General features: G+C 48.6%; 21 protein-coding genes and 1 other annotated feature. Of the genes, 3 read left to right on the forward strand and 18 right to left on the reverse strand.

Annotation, left to right across the window (positions count from 1 at the left end):
* Positions 1-29 precede the first annotated feature (29 nt).
* On the reverse strand, positions 30-2165 hold the full coding sequence (locus tag FA954_RS08585) for an ATP-dependent helicase (protein ID WP_175413185.1): 2136 nt from the start codon (positions 2163-2165) through the stop codon (positions 30-32).
* Between the two features lie 150 nt (positions 2166-2315).
* Positions 2316-2544 (forward strand) — a binding site (T-box leader).
* A gap of 70 nt (positions 2545-2614) precedes the next feature.
* Between FA954_RS08585 and FA954_RS08590 the strand changes: the two genes are divergently transcribed.
* Genes FA954_RS08590 through FA954_RS08600 form a run of 3 tightly spaced genes read left to right on the forward strand, consistent with a single transcriptional unit; the run spans position 2615 to position 6083 of the window.
* Positions 2615-3772, forward strand: a complete 1158-nt coding sequence (locus FA954_RS08590; RefSeq protein ID WP_037997655.1) for a pyridoxal-phosphate-dependent aminotransferase family protein — start codon at positions 2615-2617, stop codon at positions 3770-3772.
* Positions 3765-5345, forward strand: a complete 1581-nt coding sequence (serA, locus tag FA954_RS08595; protein WP_037997651.1) for a phosphoglycerate dehydrogenase — start codon at positions 3765-3767, stop codon at positions 5343-5345. Before FA954_RS08590 ends, serA begins: the two co-directional genes overlap by 8 nt.
* 42 nt (positions 5346-5387) lie before the next feature.
* Complete coding sequence (locus FA954_RS08600) at positions 5388-6083, forward strand: SDR family oxidoreductase (protein WP_037997551.1); 696 nt, start codon at positions 5388-5390, stop codon at positions 6081-6083.
* 49 nt (positions 6084-6132) lie between these two features.
* Here the strand turns inward: FA954_RS08600 and FA954_RS08605 are convergent, their stop codons facing one another.
* The 17 genes from FA954_RS08605 to ribD all read right to left on the reverse strand — a co-directional run bounded on the left by FA954_RS08605 (position 6133) and on the right by ribD (position 21501).
* On the reverse strand, positions 6133-7947 hold the full coding sequence (locus FA954_RS08605) for an ATP-binding protein (protein ID WP_425329137.1): 1815 nt from the start codon (positions 7945-7947) through the stop codon (positions 6133-6135).
* Positions 7944-8597 (reverse strand): winged helix-turn-helix domain-containing protein, encoded by a 654-nt coding sequence (locus FA954_RS08610; RefSeq protein WP_425329142.1) that lies wholly within the window; start codon positions 8595-8597, stop codon positions 7944-7946. The genes FA954_RS08605 and FA954_RS08610 overlap by 4 nt, the downstream gene beginning before the upstream one ends.
* An 88-nt stretch (positions 8598-8685) precedes the next feature.
* Positions 8686-9888: a c-type cytochrome biogenesis protein CcsB gene (ccsB, locus tag FA954_RS08615; protein WP_037997546.1), complete on the reverse strand. Its 1203-nt coding sequence runs from the start codon at positions 9886-9888 to the stop codon at positions 8686-8688.
* Positions 9889-9900: 12 nt separating this feature from the next.
* Entirely contained in the window at positions 9901-11475 is a 1575-nt protein-coding gene (locus FA954_RS08620; RefSeq protein ID WP_231564643.1) for a cytochrome c biogenesis protein ResB, read from the reverse strand.
* Between the two features lie 112 nt (positions 11476-11587).
* A complete protein-coding gene (locus FA954_RS08625; protein ID WP_037997544.1) occupies positions 11588-12307 on the reverse strand; it encodes a pseudouridine synthase in 720 nt (239 codons plus the stop codon).
* Positions 12308-12426: 119 nt separating this feature from the next.
* Positions 12427-12966, reverse strand: a complete 540-nt coding sequence (locus tag FA954_RS08630; RefSeq protein ID WP_037997541.1) for a spore maturation protein — start codon at positions 12964-12966, stop codon at positions 12427-12429.
* A gap of 25 nt (positions 12967-12991) precedes the next feature.
* On the reverse strand, positions 12992-13594 hold the full coding sequence (locus FA954_RS08635; protein ID WP_037997539.1) for a nucleoside recognition domain-containing protein: 603 nt from the start codon (positions 13592-13594) through the stop codon (positions 12992-12994).
* A 7-nt stretch (positions 13595-13601) separates the two neighbouring features.
* Positions 13602-14750: a D-alanyl-D-alanine carboxypeptidase family protein gene (locus tag FA954_RS08640; protein ID WP_369792463.1), complete on the reverse strand. Its 1149-nt coding sequence runs from the start codon at positions 14748-14750 to the stop codon at positions 13602-13604.
* 105 nt (positions 14751-14855) lie between these two features.
* Positions 14856-15302: a GerW family sporulation protein gene (gene ytfJ / locus FA954_RS08645; RefSeq protein ID WP_037997536.1), complete on the reverse strand. Its 447-nt coding sequence runs from the start codon at positions 15300-15302 to the stop codon at positions 14856-14858.
* Complete coding sequence (locus FA954_RS08650; RefSeq protein ID WP_037997533.1) at positions 15303-15953, reverse strand: DUF2953 domain-containing protein; 651 nt, start codon at positions 15951-15953, stop codon at positions 15303-15305.
* Positions 15954-16069: 116 nt separating this feature from the next.
* On the reverse strand, positions 16070-16525 hold the full coding sequence (locus FA954_RS08655; protein WP_037997530.1) for a PTS sugar transporter subunit IIA: 456 nt from the start codon (positions 16523-16525) through the stop codon (positions 16070-16072).
* A 115-nt stretch (positions 16526-16640) separates the two neighbouring features.
* Positions 16641-17252 (reverse strand): SMC-Scp complex subunit ScpB, encoded by a 612-nt coding sequence (gene scpB, locus FA954_RS08660; protein ID WP_037997528.1) that lies wholly within the window; start codon positions 17250-17252, stop codon positions 16641-16643.
* A complete protein-coding gene (locus tag FA954_RS08665) occupies positions 17252-18007 on the reverse strand; it encodes a segregation and condensation protein A (RefSeq protein ID WP_037997525.1) in 756 nt (251 codons plus the stop codon). The genes scpB and FA954_RS08665 overlap by 1 nt, the downstream gene beginning before the upstream one ends.
* A gap of 18 nt (positions 18008-18025) precedes the next feature.
* Positions 18026-18496 (reverse strand): 6,7-dimethyl-8-ribityllumazine synthase, encoded by a 471-nt coding sequence (gene ribH, locus FA954_RS08670; protein ID WP_037997524.1) that lies wholly within the window; start codon positions 18494-18496, stop codon positions 18026-18028.
* 18 nt (positions 18497-18514) lie between these two features.
* On the reverse strand, positions 18515-19711 hold the full coding sequence (locus tag FA954_RS08675; protein WP_037997522.1) for a bifunctional 3,4-dihydroxy-2-butanone-4-phosphate synthase/GTP cyclohydrolase II: 1197 nt from the start codon (positions 19709-19711) through the stop codon (positions 18515-18517).
* 11 nt (positions 19712-19722) lie between these two features.
* Complete coding sequence (gene ribE, locus FA954_RS08680) at positions 19723-20370, reverse strand: riboflavin synthase (RefSeq protein ID WP_037997519.1); 648 nt, start codon at positions 20368-20370, stop codon at positions 19723-19725.
* A 15-nt stretch (positions 20371-20385) separates the two neighbouring features.
* Positions 20386-21501, reverse strand: coding sequence for a bifunctional diaminohydroxyphosphoribosylaminopyrimidine deaminase/5-amino-6-(5-phosphoribosylamino)uracil reductase RibD (ribD, locus tag FA954_RS08685; RefSeq protein WP_037997516.1), 1116 nt, complete (start codon positions 21499-21501; stop codon positions 20386-20388).
* Positions 21502-21646 lie beyond the last annotated feature (145 nt).

Below are 21646 nucleotides of genomic sequence, written 5' to 3' on the forward strand. Positions count from 1 at the left end.
GGTCAGGGAACCTGTGTCCCTGACCTTTTTCATGCCTGCCGGATCAATCCCAACTGCCGGGATAATTCATAGTGCAAGGATTGCCGCTCGCCTTGAAACCGCACCAGAATTTTTCTGCCGGGAGCCACCCCTTCAATGGGAACAACATCTTCAATGACCCCGGTTCCGAACCGGGTATGGTGAATCTGCATGCCGATGGTGATTTCTTCATGGATAAATCGCATTTGCGGTTGTTTTTTCAGATCGGACAGTTTTACAGGGGAAGCGGATTCCGGCTTCTTTTCCGTTTCCCCTTGTGCCCTCCGGTTTTCCCCGGTGATTCCGATGTCTTTTAAAAACGGGGAAGGAGCGGTTCTTTTCCCCTGCCTGGTTTTGGCCGAAGACAAAATCAGTTCTTTTCGCGCACGGGTCATTCCCACATACAACAAGCGCCGTTCTTCTTCCCAAGCGGCACTTTTCCGTTCCTCCGCCACCTGAAGGCTCCGGTGATGCGGAAGGATTTGCGCCTGTAAACCGATAATGAAAACCCGGTCAAACTCCAGCCCTTTGGATCGGTGAAGCGTCATCAACTTGATTTTGGCCGTGTCGGGATTGCTACGTTTCAACGCTTCTTCCACTTTTTCCGCATGCGCGAGCATCTCCGTGAGATCAGAAAAACTTTCCGCGGCGACCATCAGTTCATCCAACGGTTCGATCAACTGCTCGAGATCCGCCCCCGTTTCCTTCGCAAATGCTTCCAAATACCGGTCATATCCCGTTTGAAACCGCAAATGCCGGATCGCTTCAACCGGTGAGCATGCCTGAATTTCGCGCAGATCTTTTCCCAGCTTGTCCAAATGGCGGACCTGATACGGTTCCAGTCCCGGCAACGCCGGTAATGTATCCACCAGCGACCGCCCGCTTTTTTTGGACAGGAACCAGCATGCATCGATCCATTCTTCTTGAAACAAGTAACGTTTGGGTTTGTTGATGATGCGGATCAAGGCATCCAGATCATCCGGATCATTGACAAGACGAAAATAAGAAAACAGATCTTGGATCTGCCACCGGCGGTAAAAAGAAAATTCCCCTGACATATAAAAAGAGATGCCCTTTCGTACCAACGCATCGACCAAAGCGCGTGCCTGAGTGGCGGTTCGAAACAATACCGCCGTGTCGGTGCCGTCCTGGATCCGGAAAAGAATCCGTTCAGCTTCTTCATTCTCGTCTTCCGGCTCCATCCATTCCACGTCCGCTCCGTCCTTCCCCAGTCCATGCCGGACTTTGGCCTGTCTGAAGCGGTTTTTTTGGATCAAACGTTCACTGGCTTGAATGATCGGATCGGCGGACCGGTAGTTGGTGGTCAAGATCAATCGCTTCAAATCGGGAAAATCTTTTTTTAATTGCAGCATGATTTCCGGATCGCTTCCCCGGAATCCATAAATGGATTGATCATCGTCCCCGACGGCATACAACAGGCGGTGCCTGGAAGCCAACCGGACCAGAATATCATATTGAATCCGGTTGATATCCTGAAACTCATCCACCAATATATGTATCAACCGTTTTTGCCACCGCGCAAGAAACTCCGGTTTTTTCACCTGATGGTACATCGCCAGCAAAATATCATCATAATCCCAATAATCCTGCTCCCGTTTCCATGCTTCGTATAAAGAATAAATTTCCCGAAACAAGATGTTTTTTTGCTTTTGGACTTTCATTCTGGCCGGAAGAATGGCATGCGCTTTACATAATCCGATTTGCTGAAGATAAGTGCCGATCGTGTCATCATCGGTGGGCTGGTTCAGTTGGGACAAGATGTTGCGGATGGCTTCTTTTTGCCTGCCGTCTTTCAACAAGGGAGGAATTCTCATGCCGCTATCCTTTAACATCAAAAGAAACAAAGAATGAAACGTTCCGATCCACAGTTTGTCCGTTTCCACGGGATTCACTTCCTGTAAACGGCTTTTCATCTCTCGTGCCGCTGCCCGGGTGAACGTCACCACCATGATCTGTCCGGGCGGTGTTCCCTGTTCCATCAAATATAAGATTCTTCTTGTCAGCACCGTCGTTTTTCCGCTCCCCGGCCCGGCAAACACCACGGTCGGCTGGCAGGGTACCGTTACGGCCTCTTGTTGTTTGTCATTCAATCCGGACAAAATGTATTTCGTTCCGCTGATCCCCACCGCTTCTCCTCCTTTCCTCCGGATCGCCATCGACACAACTGAATAATTCAATGTTAACACAAACCTTTTTTTCTATGCCTCAACATTTTTCTTCTTTACGGGTTGACAGTACTTCCCCTCCATGTTACATTATTTATCAAAATTCAGATGATTAAAGCGATGAAGGAGCCAAGCATCAGCCGGCAAACTCTCAGAGAGCCGATGTTTGCTGCGAATCGGCAGTTTGCCCGATGTGGAGCACTCCTGAGCGGTCTGCTGAAAGAATGAGTAGGCAGATCCGGATGATCCGTTACATCATGAGTCCTTTTCGGACTTGATGAGGCAATTGGTGCGAACCAATTGCGAACGAGGGTGGCACCACGGACCTTACGTCCCTCACCTGTTGCCACAGGTGTGGGGATGTAAGGTTTTTTTTTATTGACTTTCACCTTGGATAGGAGGAGATCTTCATGCCATTGAAAGACAAATATCATCTTCGCATTCCCGGTCCGACACCCGTTCCGCCTCAAGTCCAGCGCGCCATGACACAGCCGGTGATCGGGCACCGGAGCCGCCTGGCTTCCCAATTGATTCATGAATGTTCCGAGCGGCTGAAACCCATCTTCGGGACCGGACAGCAACCACTCATTGTGGCAGGCAGCGGAACTTCGGCTTTGGAAGCGGCTGTCGTCAACACCTTATCCCCCGGGGATGAAGCCATTGTCGTGGTCACCGGTGCATTCGGCGACCGCTTTGCCAAAATCGTCGAAAAATACGAGATCGATTTGCATCGCTTGGATATTCCCTGGGGAAAAGCATGCGAACCGGAGCAACTGGCTGACTTCTTAAAGAAACATCCCGGCGCCAAAAGCGTCTTTCTGACTTATTGCGAAACATCCACCGGCGTTTTGAATCCCGTTCCGGAACTGGCCCGAACCGTCCGGCAACATTCCGATGCCTTGGTGATCGTTGACGGCGTCAGCTGTGTCGGGGCGGTTCCCTGCCAAATGGATGATTGGGGAGTCGACATCATGGTGACCGGTTCCCAAAAAGCACTGATGCTGCCTCCGGGGCTTGCTTTTCTTGCCGTGAGCGAACGCGCATGGCAAGTGATTGCCGGCAACCGGCAACCCCGTTTTTACTTGGATCTGGAAGCGTATCGCCGGAAACTGGAACAGGAGGACACCACTCCTTTCACCGCTGCCGTCTCCCTATTATACGGTTTGAAAGAGTCTTTGTCCCTTTTGGAAGAAGAAGGATTTGAAAATGTATGCTCCCGGCATGAACGTCTCAAAAACATTACCCGCGCCGGCATCCGGGCTTCCGGCCTGACCTTGATGGCCGATGATCGCCACGCTTCCCCGACTGTCACCTCCATCGATGCGTCGCAAGAGAAGTGGGATGTGGAAGCGTTCCGAAAAAAATTGCAAAGCCACGGTTTTTATGTTGCCGGCGGACAACAACACCTGAAGGGGAAAATCTTCCGAATCGGGCACATGGGTTACTGTGACGAGTGGGATATCCTGACGGTTCTTGCTGCCGTTGAAGTCACTCTTTCGCAAATGGGACAACCCGTTGAACCGGGAATGGCCACCAAAGCAGCACAAGAGGTGATGATGAATGTTTAAAGTATTGATCACCGATCCGATCAGCGACCAAGGGATTGAAAAATTACAACAATCCCCGGATATTCAAGTAATCCAAAAATCAAAATTATCCCGAGAAGAACTGCTTACAGCCATCGAAGATGCCGATGCCCTTTTGGTTCGCAGCCAAACCAAAGTAACCGCCGAAGTCATCGATAAAGCCCGGCGTTTGAAAGTGATCGCACGTGCCGGGGTCGGTGTGGACAACATCGATGTCCATGCCGCCACACAAAAAGGAATCATAGTGGTCAACGCTCCGGACGGCAATACGATATCCACCGCTGAACATACGTTTGCCATGTTGTTGTCATTGGCCCGCAATATTCCGCAAGCGTACCATTCCCTGCTGCAAGGCAAATGGTTGCGCAAAAAGTATGTGGGAACGGAATTGAACGGAAAAAACCTCAGCATCATCGGACTCGGACGGATCGGATCGGAACTTGCCAAACGCGCCAAAGCATTCCGGATGAACGTGATCGCATACGATCCTTACCTGTCCAAAGACCGGGCTGAAAAATTGGGCGTCACCAAAGCCGGGTTGGAAGAAGCGATCGAAAAAGGCGATTTCATCACGGTACACACGCCGTTGACCAAAGAAACCAAACACTTGATCAATCATGACATGTTTTCCAAAATGAAAGATGGTGTCCGGATCTTAAACTGTGCCCGGGGCGGGATCATCGATGAGGAAGCCCTGTACCAGGCCATTTTGGACGGAAAAGTGGCCGGAGCCGCACTGGATGTGTTTGAGTCGGAACCGCCCGAGGATCATCCGCTTCTTTCCCTGCCTCAGGTGATCGCGACTCCGCATCTGGGAGCCTCCACCGTCGAAGCCCAAGAAAATGTGGCACTGGACGTTGCGGAAGAAGTGCTTCACATCCTGCGTGGGGAACCCTTTAAAAATGCCGTCAATCTGCCATCCGTCCCCGCCGAACTGAGACAAAAACTGCTTCCGTATCAAGAATTGGCCGAAAAGCTGGGAAAATTCGTCTCCCAGATCAGCAACGGCGCCCTGTCGCAAATCACCATCACCTATGGGGGGGAAGTGGCTGAACTGGATGTTTTCCCACTGACCCGCACGGTATTAAAAGGAGTGCTTTCCCATTACTTATCCAATGTAAATGATGTCAATGCCCCCCATCTCGCAAAAAAACGCGGCGTTCAAATCGTGGAACAAAAAACGATGGCAAGCCATGGTTTCACGCAATATATCCGGGTTGAAGTGCATACCTCCAAAGAAATCCGCAGTGTGGCGGGAACCCTGTTAAACGGCTTTGGGCCCCGCATTACCAAGGTGGACGATTATCCGGTGGATGTCACCCCCAAAGGGCATCTCCTGTTTATTCAGCACCAGGATTTGCCCGGGGTCATCGGACGGGTTGGAACGTTGCTTGGAAGCGAAGATGTCAACATTGCAACCATGCAAGTGGGGCGGCTGGGAATCGGCGGCCAAGCCATCATGATTCTTCGAATTGACAAACCGCTGACCAAAAACCTGATTGATTTGATTCTGCAAATCGATAACATTCAATCTTTGCATGAAATTGATTTATAATAGAGATTCAGAATCAATGTGTCAGGATTGGAGGAAAACGGTATGGAAGCGGAGCAAAAAATCGCCATTGTGACAGGTGCAAGCAAAGGATTGGGCGCTGCCATCGCCCGACGCCTAGCCAAAGAAAACATCAAAGTTATTGCCACGGCCCGCAGCACCGAAAAACTGAATGAATTGGCCGGGGAGTTCCAAGGCACCATCGATCCCGTCGCTTGCGATGTCACAGATTCCCGCCAAGTCAAAAAAGTCATGGATGATACTATCGAAAAGTACGGCCGGCTGGATATCCTGATCAACAACGCCGGTCTCGGATATTTTTCGCCCGTGGAAGAATTAAGTGAAGAAGAATGGGACGAAATGATGAATGTCAATTTGAAGGGCGCTTTTCTTCATTGTAAATATGCCATTCCCCATTTGAAAAAGACCGAAGGGCACATTGTCAATATTTCCAGCATCGCCGGAACCGAGGCATTTGCTTCCGGAGCCGGATATTGCGCATCCAAATTCGGATTGATGGCATTGACCGATGCACTGACGCTCGAATTAAAACCTCATCAAGTCAAAGTATCGGCTCTTTGCCCGGGGTCGATCAAAACCAACTTTAACAACTACAAAGAATACGCCATGGAAGCGGAACAAGTGGCCGAAGCGGTATGGACCATTGTTTCAGCACCCAAAGGGGTGATTTACAATCAGATTTTGATGCGCCCCTTGGTTCCCAAAGCGTTCCAAAAGTAACTTCCTTCCCATAAAAAAAGCACGGATCCTTAAGATCCGTGCTTTTTCTTCAGCCGATAAAAAATTCATTATTCTCTTCGATCCGAAGCGGCAATTCAATCATAAACACCGTTCCCTTTCCGGTCTCGCTTTTGACAGAAACATTGCCTCCATGCGCATCCACCAGGTGTTTGACAATCGACAAACCGATTCCGGTTCCTCCGGATTGGCCCCGGGTCCGGGCTTTGTCCGCTTTATAGAAGCGCTCAAACACAAAGGGCAAATCTTCTTCCGGAATTCCCGAACCGGTATCTTCCACATCGATGTTCACTTTTCCGTCTTCGACACCGACGTGTACATAGACGTTTCCTCCACTCGGAGTATGGCGGATCGCATTGTCGATCAGATTGGTCAAAACCTGCTCAATTTTATCTTCATCCCAATAGACAACCGGTTGCGATTCTTCTTTGAAAACGGCAGCCAACTTAACATTGCTCTCCTTCGCCATTCCCTGGAATTTGCGGATCACGCGCTGGATAAACTCATCCAGAGGAACTTCCGTGGGAGCGATTTGAATATGCCCGGATTCAATACGGGCAAGGTCGAGCAATTCACGGACCAGACGGCTCATCCGTTGAGACTCTTCATTGATCACTTTCGCCAATTCCCGGCGCTCTTCCGGTGTGTCGGCAATGTCATCCATCAAAGCTTCACTGTAACCTTGCAACATTTGCAACGGGGTTCTCAGCTCATGAGAAACATTGGCAACAAAATCTTTTCTGAGTTTGTCCAATCTTCTCTCTTCCGTGACATCCCTCAACACTGCCACCACCCCGCGCACCTGGTCCCCGGTATCGGTGTAAAGCGGGGACATGACCACCACCCATGTCCGTCCCCGGGCGGTGATATCCCCGGTATATTCTTTATGGTCGTCGGTCACTTGTCTGAAAAGATCTTGCAACGGCTTGGGCAAAGCATCTTTGGGGGTGTCATCTTTCCACTGCGCGAGAAAACGGTCGGCAATGGGGTTGGTCAAAATGATTTTTCCATATTTACTGATGGTCAAAACGCCATCCGACATACTTTTTAAAATGCTTGCCAATTGTTCTTTTTCTTGTGACAGCTGATGAATCGAGTCTTCCAGTTGGGAGGCCATCCGGTTAAACGTCATCGATAACTCGGCAATTTCGTCCCGTTCATGATAGCGGACCGGAACCCGGGTGGAAAACTCTCCGCGCGCCATTTTTTCCACCGCTTTTTTCATCTGCACCAACGGAAGGGAAATCCGGGTTGACAAGAAAAAGGCAAAAATGGTCGTCAACACAATGCCGATCAGCGAAGAGTAAAAAATCCACCGTTTGATGTCCGTCTCGCTCAACTGTTCCTGGGTTTGATAAAGCACGATCGCACCCACCGTTTTGTCGTTGACAATATGCGGAACGGCAACAAGCAAGACGTCATTTTTAAAGAACGGAAAATTTCCCGGATCGGACTTTACCCGGACTTTTCCCTGAATAAAAAGCGTTTCGCCTTTTAGCACCCGGTTTAAATCATCTTGCGATAAAACTTCCTGCCAGGGAACGTTCGGCACATGGGGAGAAACCCCGTAGTTGCTCACCGATCCGCTGGCATCCAACGTGACGATATATGTATGGAAAAGTTCAGAGACTTGCAGGACATTATTCAGATACTGGATATGATCATATCCGGGTTGATTAAACTTTTTCTGAATCTCTCCAGCAAGTTGCTCCAAACTTTTCTTCTGGTCACGAACATAAGTTTTCTCCACTTGTTCATTCAAAAAGAGATTTAACAGCACCAACACCAAGGAAACAAGAATGATGATGGTGATCCACAGCTTGCCGACTACACTTCTCCAAATCACTCTTTCGGCACCTCTAGTTTGTAACCGACTCCCCACACCGTGGTGATCATCTTCGCCGCTTTGGTGGAAGCGCGGTTCAGTTTTTCACGCAATCGTTTTACGTGTGTGTCAACCGTGCGCAAATCCCCAAAAAATTCATAATGCCATACATCCCTCAACAACTGTTCCCGGGTAAAAACCTTATCGGGAGATTTGGCCAAATAATAAAGCAGCTCATATTCTTTCGGTGTCAATTGGATCTTTTTGCCGCCCGCTTTGACTTCATGGGCATCATGATCAATTGTCAGTTCAGGAAACACAATCACATTATGCGTTTCAATATTGGTGGTCAAGAAGGCAGTCGCCGAGGCCCGGCGCAACACCGCTTTCACCCGGTGTACCAATTCCCGGGGGCTGAACGGCTTGACCACGTAATCATCGGTTCCGGATTCAAACCCTTCCACACGGTTGGCTTCTTCTCCCCGGGCCGTCAGCATAATCACGGGCGTTGCTTTTTTCTTTCGCAATTCGGCACAAACATCCAATCCGTCCATCCCCGGCAACATCAAATCCAGCAAAATCAGGTCATAGTTTTTATCCAGCGCCATTTGCAAAGCTTTTTCGCCATCTTCCGCTTCTTCGATTAAATAGCCTTCTCTTTCCAGATACATGCGAAGCAACCGACGAATGCGGTCTTCATCATCCACCACCAGAATCTGATACTGTTTGTCCAAGTTACTTCACCCCTGCTGCTTTGATTTACGCATATGAATGCAAACCAGTGATCACTAAATTAACTGCGATCAAATTAATCATGATAATCACAAAACCGCCAACCGCCAGCCATGCCGACTTCAACCCGTGCCAACCGCGGGACAGCCGCAAATGCAGATAAGCGCTGTAAAAGAGCCAGGTAATGAGCGCCCACACTTCTTTCGGGTCCCATCCCCAGAAACGGCCCCACGCTTGATGAGCCCAAATCATTGCAAAAATCAGCGCGCCCAATGTAAAAATCGGGAAACCGATTGCAATCGCGCGGTAAGAAATTTCATCAACCAATTCGCTGTCCAAGTCTTTCACCAGCGGATGAAGCGCTGTTCGAAGCGGCTTTCTCAAGATCAACCGCAAAAGCCCGTATAAAATCAGTCCGGTAATCACAGACCAAATGACGGAATTCAATTTGCTTGCCGCTTTTTCTCCCTTCATCCAGCCGGGACTTTCAAACAGCGGTTCATTCAGGCCCGGGAAGGAATCCATTTGAATGATTTGGCTGTCAGTCGGACTCACGATGGGAGGAAGAGAGTACTCTTGAACATTTGCCTCCCCATCAACAGTATGCGAAAATTTCGCTTCATAATCAACGAGGCCAAATGCAAATTGAACAATACTAAATCCAAGAAACATCAAAACAATCAACAGGGTGGTTTCCAGCCAAAAAGCATTTTTCCCTGCTTTCTGATTCCCGACGTTTTTAACCAGATAAATTAATCCGGCGATAAAACCAATCCCAAAGGCCCCTTGCCCCAGCGCCGCCGTCGACACGTGAATCGGCAACCAGTAGCTTTGCAAGGCCGGGATCAGCGGCTGGACATCCCGCGGGAAAACAGAAGCATAAGCCAGCAAAACCACAGCCAGAGGCATGACAAAAGCCCCTAAAACAATATTTTTATAAATAAAGTAAACAATTACAAACGCAATGACAATGGCATAACATAGAAAAGCCGTAAATTCAAACATGTTGCTTGTCGGGAAGTGGCCACCGATCATCATTCTTGTAATAATGAACAAAGTTTGAAAAACGGCTCCCACGATCGCAATTCCGACGGCAATATTTCCCCAGCGTCTTTTTCTTTGTTCACTTTTTTCATTTTTGTCTTTGGAGATTCCCATCACAAACGCGACAGAAGAAATCAAATATAAAAAGAATGTTCCAAAAAGGAGATTCTCCATCAATTGTTCCATCGTCTTTTCCCCCTATTTTTTCGCCGGCTTCAAGTCATAATCTTTCAATACATCCAGCGCAGACAGTTCGCGGTAAAAACTGTACCAGTTTTTGTTGGTGTGCCCGCCAACGTATAAGGAACCGTCGGTCACACGGACCCAGACCCGGCGATGGTGCCAGTAAAATCCCATCACCAGCCCGATCATGCATATGAATCCTCCCAAAAAAATCACCGGCAAACTTTTATCGACGCGTACCATGAGCCCGGAGGAATTCACCGTGTGGATATTGGCCAGATCAATGTTATAGTGATTGTCTTTCAACAAATCGCCCAAGTCCTGACCGGAGATGACCCAGGATTTCTCTCCCGTTTTCGCTCCTTTTTCCCGGACTTCAAAGACAAAAGCCGGGCGGTTCGGTTCCTGCGATTTGGTCACCGGTCGATTGTTTTCCATGGCAAAGTCCGGATAATATTCCAGTGCCCGGACTTCCAAATTTCCGACCGGATAAACCTGGTCCTTCCGGAGGTTATTCAAATCAACGGTAAAGGTTCCCAACTCTTTTTTCGTATTTTTCTCCGTGACTTTAAAAGAAATTTTTTGGAGCAATCCGGTCTCAAAGCTGGATTGATATAACAACAAGCCTTTGTATTTCAGCGGTTCATTCACAATGATCGCATGCTTTTTGACCGGCTTTAACTGCCCCGTCTGCTTGTCCTTTTCATACAACACGGCATTGGTTTGGTATTTCTTGACAACCGGTCCTTCATCCTTGCTTTGTTGATCATAAAACTCCATGGTGAAGCGCTCATTTTTCACATAATACGGTGTCTCCGGAACTTTTTTGGTTTCCCCTTCCCGGACCCACAACGTTTCATTCAGATACCATCCGGGCACATACCGCAGCAAAACCCCGAATAAAAAAATAATCAACCCGATATGATTGATGTAAGGACCCCATCTGCTGATCCGTCCTTTTTCTGCAAGAAGCGCCCCGTTTTCGCGCCGTATGTGATAACGTTTCTTGCTCAATGCTTGCGCGATCTCATCAATCTTTTGCTCCGGGTATTCGTCGGTCACATGCTCCACATGCGAAATCCGTTGCCGGCGGATAAATTCCGGGCTTTTGGTCACGGTTTGGTTTTTAAGCGCTTTATACAGAGGAACAACCCGGTCCAAACTGCAGACAACAAGCGAAACCCCGATCATTGACAAAAGCAGAAAAAACCACCAGGAGTTGTACATATCCGAAAAACCAAGTGCATAATAAAGTTTTCCCCAGATTCCATAGTGCTCCTCATAGTAACTCTTTGGATCGGAAGAGGGGACATATATTTCTTGAGGAAAAATGGTGCCGATTCCGGCGGCGATCAAAGTAACGACAATCAAAATAATGGCAACTTTCACTGAGGAGAAGAACTGCCAGACCCGGTCAAACGGGGAGGGTTGTGCCATTTGGGAACGTCTTGCTTTTCCTTCATAGCGCATCTCCTCAGCAATATTTTCCTTTTCTTTGATGGTCTTGTCCAGCGGTTTTCCGCAGTACTCACACAATATGGTGCCAACAGGGTTATTGTGTCCGCACTCACATTTGCTGTTATCTATCACGCATGACTCCCCCCTGTGATCCAATCACGAAAAACTCCATGATTTCATTAACTAATTATACATTTAAGTTTGGTTTTCGATTAGGAACATGTGACGATGATTTGAAAGTTGTTCACAAAATCTCTTTTTTTAACCGTTGAATTTCTTCATCCGTCAATTCCCTGAATTCCCCCTTGCTTAATCCTTCCAGCGTCAAAAATCCAAATCGGACCCGGATCAGATGAATCACCTGGTGCCCGACCGCCTTCAACATGCGTCGGACCTGTCTTTTTCTCCCTTCATGAATCGTCAGTTCCAACCGGGAGGTATTGTCCCGGCTGGAATGGGAAAGAAAGCGGACTTTGGCCGGGGCGGTCCATCCATCCTTCAGTTTCACACCCTTTTCCAGCTGTTTTAACGCTTTCGGGCCGGGTTTTCCCTCCACAGTGGCAATGTATACTTTATTTACCTTGTAACGCGGATGAAGCAAACGATGGGTCAGTTCTCCATCATTTGTCATGATCAGCAGACCTTCGGTATCGTAATCCAGCCTCCCGACCGGGAAAACACGCTCAGGGATATGGCGGAAATAATCAGCCACCACTTTCCGTCCCTGCGGGTCATGCATACTGGTAATCACTTGCTCCGGTTTATAAAACAAAAATGTCCTTTTTCTCTCCAACACGACCGGCCGGTCATCCACCTCGATCCGGTCTTGGCGGGGATTCACCTTGGTTCCCAGCTCGGTGACCCGTTGTCCGTTGACTTTCACTCTCCCGGAACAGATCAATGCTTCCGAACGTCTTCGGGAAGCGACTCCCGCCTGTGCCAACACTTTTTGTAAACGCTCCATGCCATGCTCACCTCTTAGTCATCTTAACTGTTTACAAAGTTTCGTACAAGTCAAACCGGACAGCCCTGTTGTTTTCAGACATTATAAAACCCGGTATCGCAGAAAAAGCCTTTCTCTGCTTAACCGGGTAAAAAAATCAATGTACAAATGATCCAGGCAGCCAAAAATCCCGCCAAGTCCGCCCACAAACCGACTTTCAGCGCATAGAGCGAATTGCGGATCCCCACGGCGCCAAAGTAAACCGTCAGCACATATAAAGTGGTATCGGTACTTCCCTGAATGGTGGATGCCAGTTTTCCCAGAAAGGAGTCCGGCCCGTAGGTGCGAAGAACGCTTTCCACAAAGGCCAGGGAACCGGTTCCGGAAATCGGCCGCAAAATCCCAATCGGAACCACTTCTTCCGGAATCTTCAGCCAACCGAGCACCGGCTTCAAAAATTGCAAATAAAACTGCAAAGCGCCGGTATCCCGGAAGATGGAAACAGCCACCATCATACCGACCAGGTGTGGAATAATCGAAATCGCTGTCGGGAATCCTTCCTTGGCCCCCTCGACAAAACTGTCATAAACGGGAACCTTGCGAAACACGGCATACAGCGGAACAAACACCACAATGGCCGGCAACATCAGATTGGAAACAAAACTGATGATTTCAAACATCTGATTTACCCTCTTCCCTGTTTGATTACTTCTTCAGCCGCCCGTTCTCGTCAAACGTGCGCTTTCGGTAATAACGATCCAACAGGATGGCAAAAGAAGTGGCAAGCAAGGTGGCAAGCAATGTCGGGCCGATAATCTCCGTCGGGTTCACCGAACCGTGTTTCAACCGGATCCCGATAATTGTTGTCGGAAGCAATGTCAGTCCCGAGGTGTTCAGAGCAAGCAAAGTGCACATCGCAGGAGTGGCCGTCTTCCGGTCGGGGTTCAATTTTTGCAACTCTTCCATTGCCTTGAGTCCCATGGGGGTCGCGGCATTTCCCAATCCAAACAGGTTGGCGCTCATGTTCGATAAAATGTAGCCCATCGCCGGATGATCATGAGGCACGGATGGAAACAAAAACCGGGCAACGGGACGCAAAATCTTCGCCAGCTTTTCCAACAAGCCGGCATCTTGGGCAATCCGCATCATCCCCAACCAAAACACCATGATACTGATCAGTCCCAGACAAACGGAAACCCCTTCTTCCGCACCATTTAAGGCCGCTTTTGTCACCAACTCCAACTTCCCCTGCAGTGCCGCTGCCACCACCCCGCTTAAAATCATAAAAATCCAAATATAATGGATCATTTTTGCTTCACCCTTTTTTCCAAAGCATCAGCCCGAAGGATTGGAACCACTTTTTCATCATGGATGGTTCGGGCTCCATTTCGACTTCCAAAGGAACCGATCCGATCAATTGCCGGTTCACGTAAATCCGGGCGCTTCCCACTTGCATGCGGTCGCTTGTCACCAGCCGGAGAGGATAACTGATGACCGGCTTTACCGTAACCTGTTTTTTTTCTTCTTCCGTCAGCGGATAATCAAAGGAAGCACCGGCGACAACCCGGAACTTTTTGTGATCATCCGTTTCATATGCCTGACCGGACAGAACCTGTCCTTTTTTCAATAAGGAGACCAAATCATAATGCTGAAACCCGTACTCCAGCATGTTCATGGAATCTTTCCAATCATCCCCGTCATTCAAAGTGACGGTGATTAACTGGTGGCCGTCTTTGGTCGCAGAAGAAACCAGCGTTCTTCTCGCCTTTTTGGTGAACCCCGTTTTAACGCCGTCCGCCCATTTATAAAAGCGCAACATCTTATTCTTATTGTAAAATTTTCTTTTCCATTTTTCGCCAGGCCAGGACACCGTCTTGACCTCTGTTTTGACAATTTCCTGAAAAACCTGATTTTTGAGTGCGTATGCCGTCAATACGGACAAATCTTTGGCCGATGAATAATGCCCCTCTTGATCCAGACCGTGCGGATTGGCAAAATGCGTGTTTTCCAGACCCAGATAGGCGGCTTTTTCATTCATCAAATAAACAAACCCTTCCACCGATCCGCCGATGTGTTCGGCGATCGCCGTTGCCGCGTCATTTCCGGAACGCAACATCAGTCCGTACAACAGGGTGCGAAGCGGTATTCTTTCACCGGCTTTCAGATAGATGGAAGAGCCTTCCACTCCTTCCGCATTGGGGCTGATGGTCACTGTTTCATCCAAATTCCCGTTTTCAATCGCAATGATTGCCGTCATGATTTTGGTCAAACTGGCAATCAACATGGGTTCCTCTGCATTCTTCTCAAATAAAACACGGCCTGAAGAAGCATCATACAAAATGGCGGCTTTTGCCCCGGGAGCCAAATCCCCTGTCACTTCGGCTCTTGCTCCTTCCGGCCAGACAAAGATCATCATCAAGATGGCTGTGACAAGCCCAACCGAACAGATCCGCCCCAGAATCAAATGATCTCACCCCACTCCCGTTCGGGTTTGTACAAATATATGCACTCCGGACAAGATTATGTAAAAAAACGACACTGCCCCGGGCTGTGCCGTTTTGTATCCGGTTTACTTTTCACTTTTATCACTTTTTTTAACCATGTTTTTCAACTGCTCCACAAATTCAGGGACCGTGTCAATCAGGCGGTCATATAAATGGGTTTGTTTATCCATGTTTAACACACGAATTCCTTTTTCACTGACAACAAGAAATGCAACCGGAGTGACAGAGACGCCTCCGCCGCTTCCTCCACCAAACGGAAGCTTTTCTTGGCTTTTTTCAGTGGAATGTCTGGAATTCCCCCGCTTTTCCTGATCTTCCCCCTCTTTATCATCCGAATGTCCTCTGAATTCACTTCCTCCCGCTGCAAATCCAAACCCGACCTTGGAAACCGGAATGATGACTTGGCCATCCTGCGTCTCCACCGGATCACCGATAATGGTATTGACATCAATCATTTCACGAATATTTTCCATGGCAGTTTCCATCAAGTTTTGAATAGGGTGCTCAGACATTTATTGGATCCTCCCTTTCCGCATATGATCTGATAAACGTTTCACAGCAAGGATAGCATGCCCGATCCGGAACCGGATTATACTGTGAAAGTAGGTTTCCAATATCGCTTCATTGAATCTTGGATCCACCTTTAACTCCGGTTTGGCATTCCACCGGATTTGATTTCCCAGCCAACTGAGAAGCATCCACTTAAAGCTCCATGCCAATCCGGTTAAAAATCCCGCCTCTGCTGCATCCCCCGTTCCGATCTTGGTGTTCCAAACGAATTTTTCACAGGTGATCTTTCCAAAGAACCACCGCATGATTCGTTGAAAATCATGGTACCGGTAAAGAATCTGGCGATATTCAAAATGAAATTTCTTGACTTTCCGTTTATCAATGTGAATCGATTTCTTTTTCGTTTTGGTTTCTTTCTTGCCAATCTTACCGGTCACGTTCTGCTTGAGGGCCACCCCTTCATCCAAACCACCCCATAGGATTTGCGGCAAATTGTATTGAAATCTGAGCAATCCGCCAAACATCTTCACTTTGATTTTGCCAAAATCATTTTGCGCTTCCCGTTTAAACAACAATTCAATTTGAATGTTGGAAAACCAAGTTCCGATGAAGAAGACCAGCAACAACACAAGAATGATCAGAAAAAAAATCAACCCCACCACCTGCCATCACTGGGTAGTTTGGGCAAGATGACGGGTGAATATACAATATTATCCAACAAATTTTTAAACCGTCCGGCCTTTTTGAAAAAATTCCGACCACTAAGTTGCTAATTGCACTGTTTTCTTGAATATTGATGAATCAGTTCTTCAATTTCTTCAATTTTTTCGGTATGTATCATCCGTTCAATATTTTTCTCTTCAGACAATAATTGAGATAAATCCGACAATGCATGTAAGTGAAACTTTTGGTCGATGGCTGCTAAAATAATAATCAGATGCACCTCTTGTCCTCTTCCAAAAGAAACACTCTTCTTTAACCGCAAAAGACTCATGGATAACCGGTTCACTCCCGCATCCGGTCGCGCATGGGCAATGGCCACATGGGGTGTCAAAACCACATAGGGGCCCAGCGTTTCGATAATATGGATCATGGCTTTTACATATTCCGGCTCAATCCATCCTTTTTTTAACAGGGGTTCGGATGCATATTGAATCGCCTCTTTCCAATTGCGGACTTCCTCTTTTAAAACAATGGTATCCCTCGTGATCAATTCATGTAACAAATTCAGCCTGCCTCCTCTCCGATCCAGCCATTCACGTTTTTTTCATCTTAAAAGCGTTTACAAAAACGGCAATTTTTCTTTTTTGTTTTTAAAAAAGGAGGCCGGCCGGCCTCCTTTAAACGGGAGATCCTTCATCCGTCTCCGCCTCTTCCATTTGTTCCACACCCAAACGCTTAAACAAATCCTGGCGCTCTTGTTCCCATTCCTGCCAATCAAAGATGGATTCCGGCGGGGGAAGTTCTTCGATATCGTTGAGTCCGAAATAATCCAGAAAATCTTTGCTGGTTCCGTATAAAATCGGGCGTCCCGCTCCTTCCGCCCTGCCGGCTTCCCGAATCAATCCCTTTCGCGAAAGGACTTGCAACACCCGTTCGCTTTTGACCCCCCGGATCTCTTCAATCTCGACACGCGTAATCGGTTGTCGGTATGCGATAATGGCAAGGGTTTCCAATGCCGCACGGGACAGCCGAGAACGGTTCGGGGCTTGGGCCATCTTTTCAAAGTAGGACGCATGTTCGGGCAATGTGGTCATTTGGTAAACTTGGGCCACTTTGACGATTTGAATGCCTCTTTGCTGTTCCTTATAGTCGACCCTGAGATCATGCAAACATTGTTCCACTTCGTGTTTTTCCAAGCCGGTCACATCCGCCAGTTCTTTAATGCTCATTCCTTCTTCTCCGGCTGCAAACAAAAGACCTTCCATCACTGCTTTCATATCCCGGCTCATCAAGGCTGCACCTCCGCCTGCAGTCGTTCCACCCGGATTTCCCCAAACATATGTTCCTGATAACAAACGATCCTTTTTAATTTCATCAATTCCAGAAGCGCCAAAAAGGTCGTGATCACCCGTTCTTTGGTGGCGGTTTTCCAATCGATCAGTTTGGAAAAAAGCAACTGCCCTTTTTCTGTCAAAAGCGCATCAATTTCATTCATCCGGTCACTGACCGAAATCTCTTCCCTGGTCAACTTGGCTTCCGGCTCATGGGTTTCCCGGTCTTTCAGCGCCTCGACAAATGCCTGCAACAAATCGTCCGGAGAAAGCCCTTCAACCGGGTTTACTTCTGGTGTGTAGGCCGTCAGATCCATCGCCGGACGGGAATAAATTTTGCTTCTTTCTTCTTCCCTCTGGCGCAACACTTCCCCCAAACGCTTGTATTTCTTATATTCCAGCAACCGTTCGACCAATTCCGTCCGGGGATCTTCAAACCATTCATCCTCTTCCATCATAAAATCTTCTTCAAAAACCTCTTGCTTGGGCAGGAGCATTTTGCTCTTGATGGCCAAAAGAGTTGCCGCCATGACCAAAAACTCACTGGCCACATCCAGCTTACTCTCTTCGGCTTCATTTAACACTTGCATATATTGTTCGGTAATTTGCGCAATCGGAACCTCATAAATATCCACTTCCGAGGTTTCGATTAAATGCAACAACAAATCAAGAGGCCCCTCAAACATATCCAGCTTAATTTTTACTTCTTCCATATGATAATCGTTACCCCATCAACGATTTAACTGTTTCATCAAATCAGCCATTTCGATGGCTGCCAGTGCACTTTCCCATCCTTTGTTTCCAGCTTTGGTGCCGGCTCTTTCAATGGCTTGCTCAATGTTTTCGGTGGTGATCACTCCAAAAATCACCGGCAGTTGATGACGCACGCTCGCCGCCGCCACTCCTTTGGAAACTTCATTGCATACATAATCGTAATGGGTGGTGGCGCCGCGGATCACACATCCCAACGCGATCACCGCATCGTATTTTTTCGATTGAGCCAATTGATCGGCAATCAGCGGAATTTCAAAAGCTCCCGGCACCCAAACAATATCAATGGCATCGTCTTCGGCTCCATGGCGTTTCAAACCGTCAACGGCTCCATTCACCAATTTGCCGGTGATAAATTCGTTAAACCGTCCGGCGACAATCGCAAACCGCATTCCTGTTGCCACAAGCGTTCCTTCATATACATTTGGCATCCTTGTTTCCTCCTCTTTTTACAAATGCAACATGTGACCCAATTTTTCCTTTTTCGTTTCCATATAACGACGATTATTTTTGTTTGCGGGGATTTCCAGAGGAACCACCTCTGTCACTTCCAGACCGTAACCTTTCAAACCGGTGATTTTCCGCGGGTTATTGGTCATCAGGCGCATTTTCCCCACGCCCAAATCGCGCAAGATTTGCGCGCCAATCCCGTATTCACGCAAATCATCGCGGAATCCGAGACGCAGGTTGGCTTCCACCGTATCCAAGCCTTCTTCCTGCAGTTTGTATGCTTTTAATTTATTGATCAAGCCGATTCCGCGCCCTTCTTGCCGCATGTAGAGAAGCACGCCTTGTCCGGCTTCTTCGATTTTCCGCATCGCTGCATGCAACTGGGGTCCGCAGTCGCATCGTTTGGATCCGAAAACATCCCCCGTCAAGCATTCGGAATGAACACGGACCAGGACGGGTTGATCCGGGTCAATGTCTCCTTTGACAAAAGCGACGTGTTCTTTTTCGTCAATTTCATTGGTGTAACCGATCATTTGAAACTCGCCGTATTCGGTCGGCATCCGAACCGACACGATGCGCTCGATCAATGTTTCTTTTTGCCGCCGGTATTGGATGAGATCTTGAATGGTAATCATTTTCAATCCAAATTTCCGGCTCATTTCTTTCAAATCGGGCACACGGGCCATGGTTCCGTCTTCTTTGATCACTTCACAAATCACTCCGGCCGGATATGCCCCGCACAACCTCGCCAAATCAACAGCTGCCTCGGTGTGGCCTGCACGGCGCAACACACCGCCTTCACGGGCAATCAGCGGGAAAATGTGTCCCGGGCGCCGGAAGTCTTGGGCTCCCCGCTTGGGATCGATCAATTGCATCACCGTAAGCGACCTTTCAAAAGCCGAAATCCCGGTCGAGGTTTCCATCGCGTCCACCGATACGGTAAAGGCCGTTCCGTGCCGGTCTGTATTGTGATTGACCATCAGGGACAAATCCAATTCCCGGGCACGTTCTTCCGTCATCGGCACACATACCAGTCCCCGCCCGTGGGTGATCATAAAATTAATGGCCTCCGGCGTCGCTTTCTCGGCGAGCACCACCAGATCCCCTTCATTTTCGCGATCTTCGTCATCCACCACAATAATGATTTCTCCCTTTTTCAAGGCGGACAGCGCTTCTTCAATCGTATCAAAAGACATGGTATCCCCCCTTATCCGATAAATCCGTGTTCTTTCAGCATCTCCCGGGTAATCGGCGAACCGGAACCGGTTTTATTTTCAAACCACTTATGCAGATATTTTCCAATCATATCCACTTCGATATTCACCATATCTCCCTGCTTTGCATCACGCAATTGGGTATGCTTGTAGGTATGCGGGATCAAGGACACCGTAAAGTCATGATCACTGACCTCCACAATCGTCAAACTGATGCCATTGACGGTCACGGATCCCTTTTCAATCATGTATCGGGTCAATTGCGGGCTGGTTTCAATCCGGTACACAACGGCATTTTCATAAGGGGTCTTCGACAGGATCGTACCGACTCCGTCCACATGCCCCTGAACAAAGTGGCCGCCCATTCGTTGTCCGGCGGCAACCGCCCGCTCCAGATTGACCGGATCCGACACATTCAACTTGCCCAGATTGGTCCGTTTCATGGTTTCAGGCATGGCATCGGCCATAAAATAGTCACTGCCCAGCTGTGTAACCGTCAAACAAACCCCGTTGACGGCGATGCTGTCTCCCAGTTGGGTGCCCTCCAAAACCTTCCGGCACTGAATGGTCAATTCCATGGTCAGCGGATTTTTACGCAACTGCTTGATCCGTCCCACTTCTTCAATGATTCCTGTAAACACATTGACGCCCCCCTTCTAACCTTGTGCCGGCTTTTCATAAGAAATATATCCCGTAAGCAAGAAATCTTCCCCGAAGCGCCGGATCTCCGTGTGTTTTAAAGAAACAGCCTCCTTCATCCGTTCGGGATTCTCTCCCGCAATGGCGCTTTTGCTGTCTTTGCCACCCAATAATTTGGGGGCAAGATAAGCCATCACCTTTTGCACGTGGCCGCACCTTAAAAAGGATGCATTGACCTGGCTGCCTCCTTCCACGATCAACGATAAAATCCCCTGCTGTCCCAAGTAAGACAACACTTCATCGATATCGACCCGGTCTTCGCTTTGGGTCACGATCACTTTGACCCCTTTTTCGATCAACCGGTCCACTTTGCTCCGGTCACAGCGGGGCGTTGTAAAAATCCAGGTCGGAGCAGCTTGAGTGTTCACGATTTGCGCATCCAGCGGGGTGCGAAGCCGGCTGTCCAAAACGATCCGCACCGGTTGCCGGACCGGCTCTCCGTCGATCCGTGCGGTCAATTGCGGGTCGTCTGCCAAAACCGTCCCCACGCCCACAAGAATCGCATCACTTTTTTTGCGGATTTGATGCACATGTGCCCGCGACTCATGGCCTGTGACCCACCGGCTGTCCCCGTTGTATGCTGCAATCTTTCCATCCAGGGTGGTCGCCATCTTGAGCGTGACAAACGGTTTTTTGGTTTTCCGGTGGTGAAAGTATGCTTCATTCAGCCGCAAACATTCTTCGCGCAAGATCCCTTCCACCACTTCGATTCCGGATTCGCGCAGCCGCTTGATCCCCTCACCGGACACTTTTTCATCCGGATCCACACACCCCACGACCACACGCCGGACCCCGGCTTCGATGATGCGCCCGGTGCAAGGCGGCGTGCGCCCGTAATGATTGCACGGCTCCAAAGTCACATAAAGCGTGCTGCCTCTGGCATCATCCCCGGCCATGTTTAATGCATGGACTTCCGCGTGCGGTGTGCCGGCCTTTAAATGGGCTCCGGCTCCGACAATTTGCCCGTCCTTGACCACGACGGCCCCAACCATCGGATTCGGGGAAGTTTGACCCTCCGCCGCTTCGGCCAGTTGCAATGCCAAACGCATCCAAGTTTCGTGTGTCGTCAGCATCCTTCTCTCCTTATTCTTTTTTGTCGAAGCAAATAAAAAACCTCGAATCTTTATGAATTCGAGGCAGTCACGGAAGAAACAGCTGTGTATCCTGAAAGTAATAATTTTGCATACAGAAATAAGCCTTTAACAAATGTGAAAAAAT

The sequence above is a fragment of the Thermoactinomyces vulgaris genome (assembly GCF_005886755.1).
In the GTDB taxonomy this organism is placed as follows: domain Bacteria; phylum Bacillota; class Bacilli; order Thermoactinomycetales; family Thermoactinomycetaceae; genus Thermoactinomyces; species Thermoactinomyces vulgaris.

What these genes read in the sequence shown, in the direction of transcription:
- ytfJ (WP_037997536.1), bottom strand. Translation starts at nt 15,302, where the DNA reads ATGTCTGAGCACCCTATTCAAAACTTGATGGAAACTGCCATGGAAAAT.
- scpB (WP_037997528.1), bottom strand. Translation starts at nt 17,252, where the DNA reads ATGAGCCGGGATATGAAAGCAGTGATGGAAGGTCTTTTGTTTGCAGCC.
- ribH (WP_037997524.1), bottom strand. Translation starts at nt 18,496, where the DNA reads ATGCCAAATGTATATGAAGGAACGCTTGTGGCAACAGGAATGCGGTTT.
- serA (WP_037997651.1), top strand. Translation starts at nt 3,765, where the DNA reads ATGTTTAAAGTATTGATCACCGATCCGATCAGCGACCAAGGGATTGAA.
- FA954_RS08610 (WP_425329142.1), bottom strand. Translation starts at nt 8,597, where the DNA reads ATGTATCTGGAAAGAGAAGGCTATTTAATCGAAGAAGCGGAAGATGGC.
- FA954_RS08590 (WP_037997655.1), top strand. Translation starts at nt 2,615, where the DNA reads ATGCCATTGAAAGACAAATATCATCTTCGCATTCCCGGTCCGACACCC.
- ribD (WP_037997516.1), bottom strand. Translation starts at nt 21,501, where the DNA reads ATGCTGACGACACACGAAACTTGGATGCGTTTGGCATTGCAACTGGCC.
- FA954_RS08665 (WP_037997525.1), bottom strand. Translation starts at nt 18,007, where the DNA reads ATGGAAGAAGTAAAAATTAAGCTGGATATGTTTGAGGGGCCTCTTGAT.
- FA954_RS08600 (WP_037997551.1), top strand. Translation starts at nt 5,388, where the DNA reads ATGGAAGCGGAGCAAAAAATCGCCATTGTGACAGGTGCAAGCAAAGGA.
- FA954_RS08635 (WP_037997539.1), bottom strand. Translation starts at nt 13,594, where the DNA reads ATGATCCATTATATTTGGATTTTTATGATTTTAAGCGGGGTGGTGGCA.
- FA954_RS08630 (WP_037997541.1), bottom strand. Translation starts at nt 12,966, where the DNA reads ATGTTTGAAATCATCAGTTTTGTTTCCAATCTGATGTTGCCGGCCATT.
- FA954_RS08675 (WP_037997522.1), bottom strand. Translation starts at nt 19,711, where the DNA reads ATGTCTTTTGATACGATTGAAGAAGCGCTGTCCGCCTTGAAAAAGGGA.
- ccsB (WP_037997546.1), bottom strand. Translation starts at nt 9,888, where the DNA reads ATGGAACAATTGATGGAGAATCTCCTTTTTGGAACATTCTTTTTATAT.
- FA954_RS08625 (WP_037997544.1), bottom strand. Translation starts at nt 12,307, where the DNA reads ATGGAGCGTTTACAAAAAGTGTTGGCACAGGCGGGAGTCGCTTCCCGA.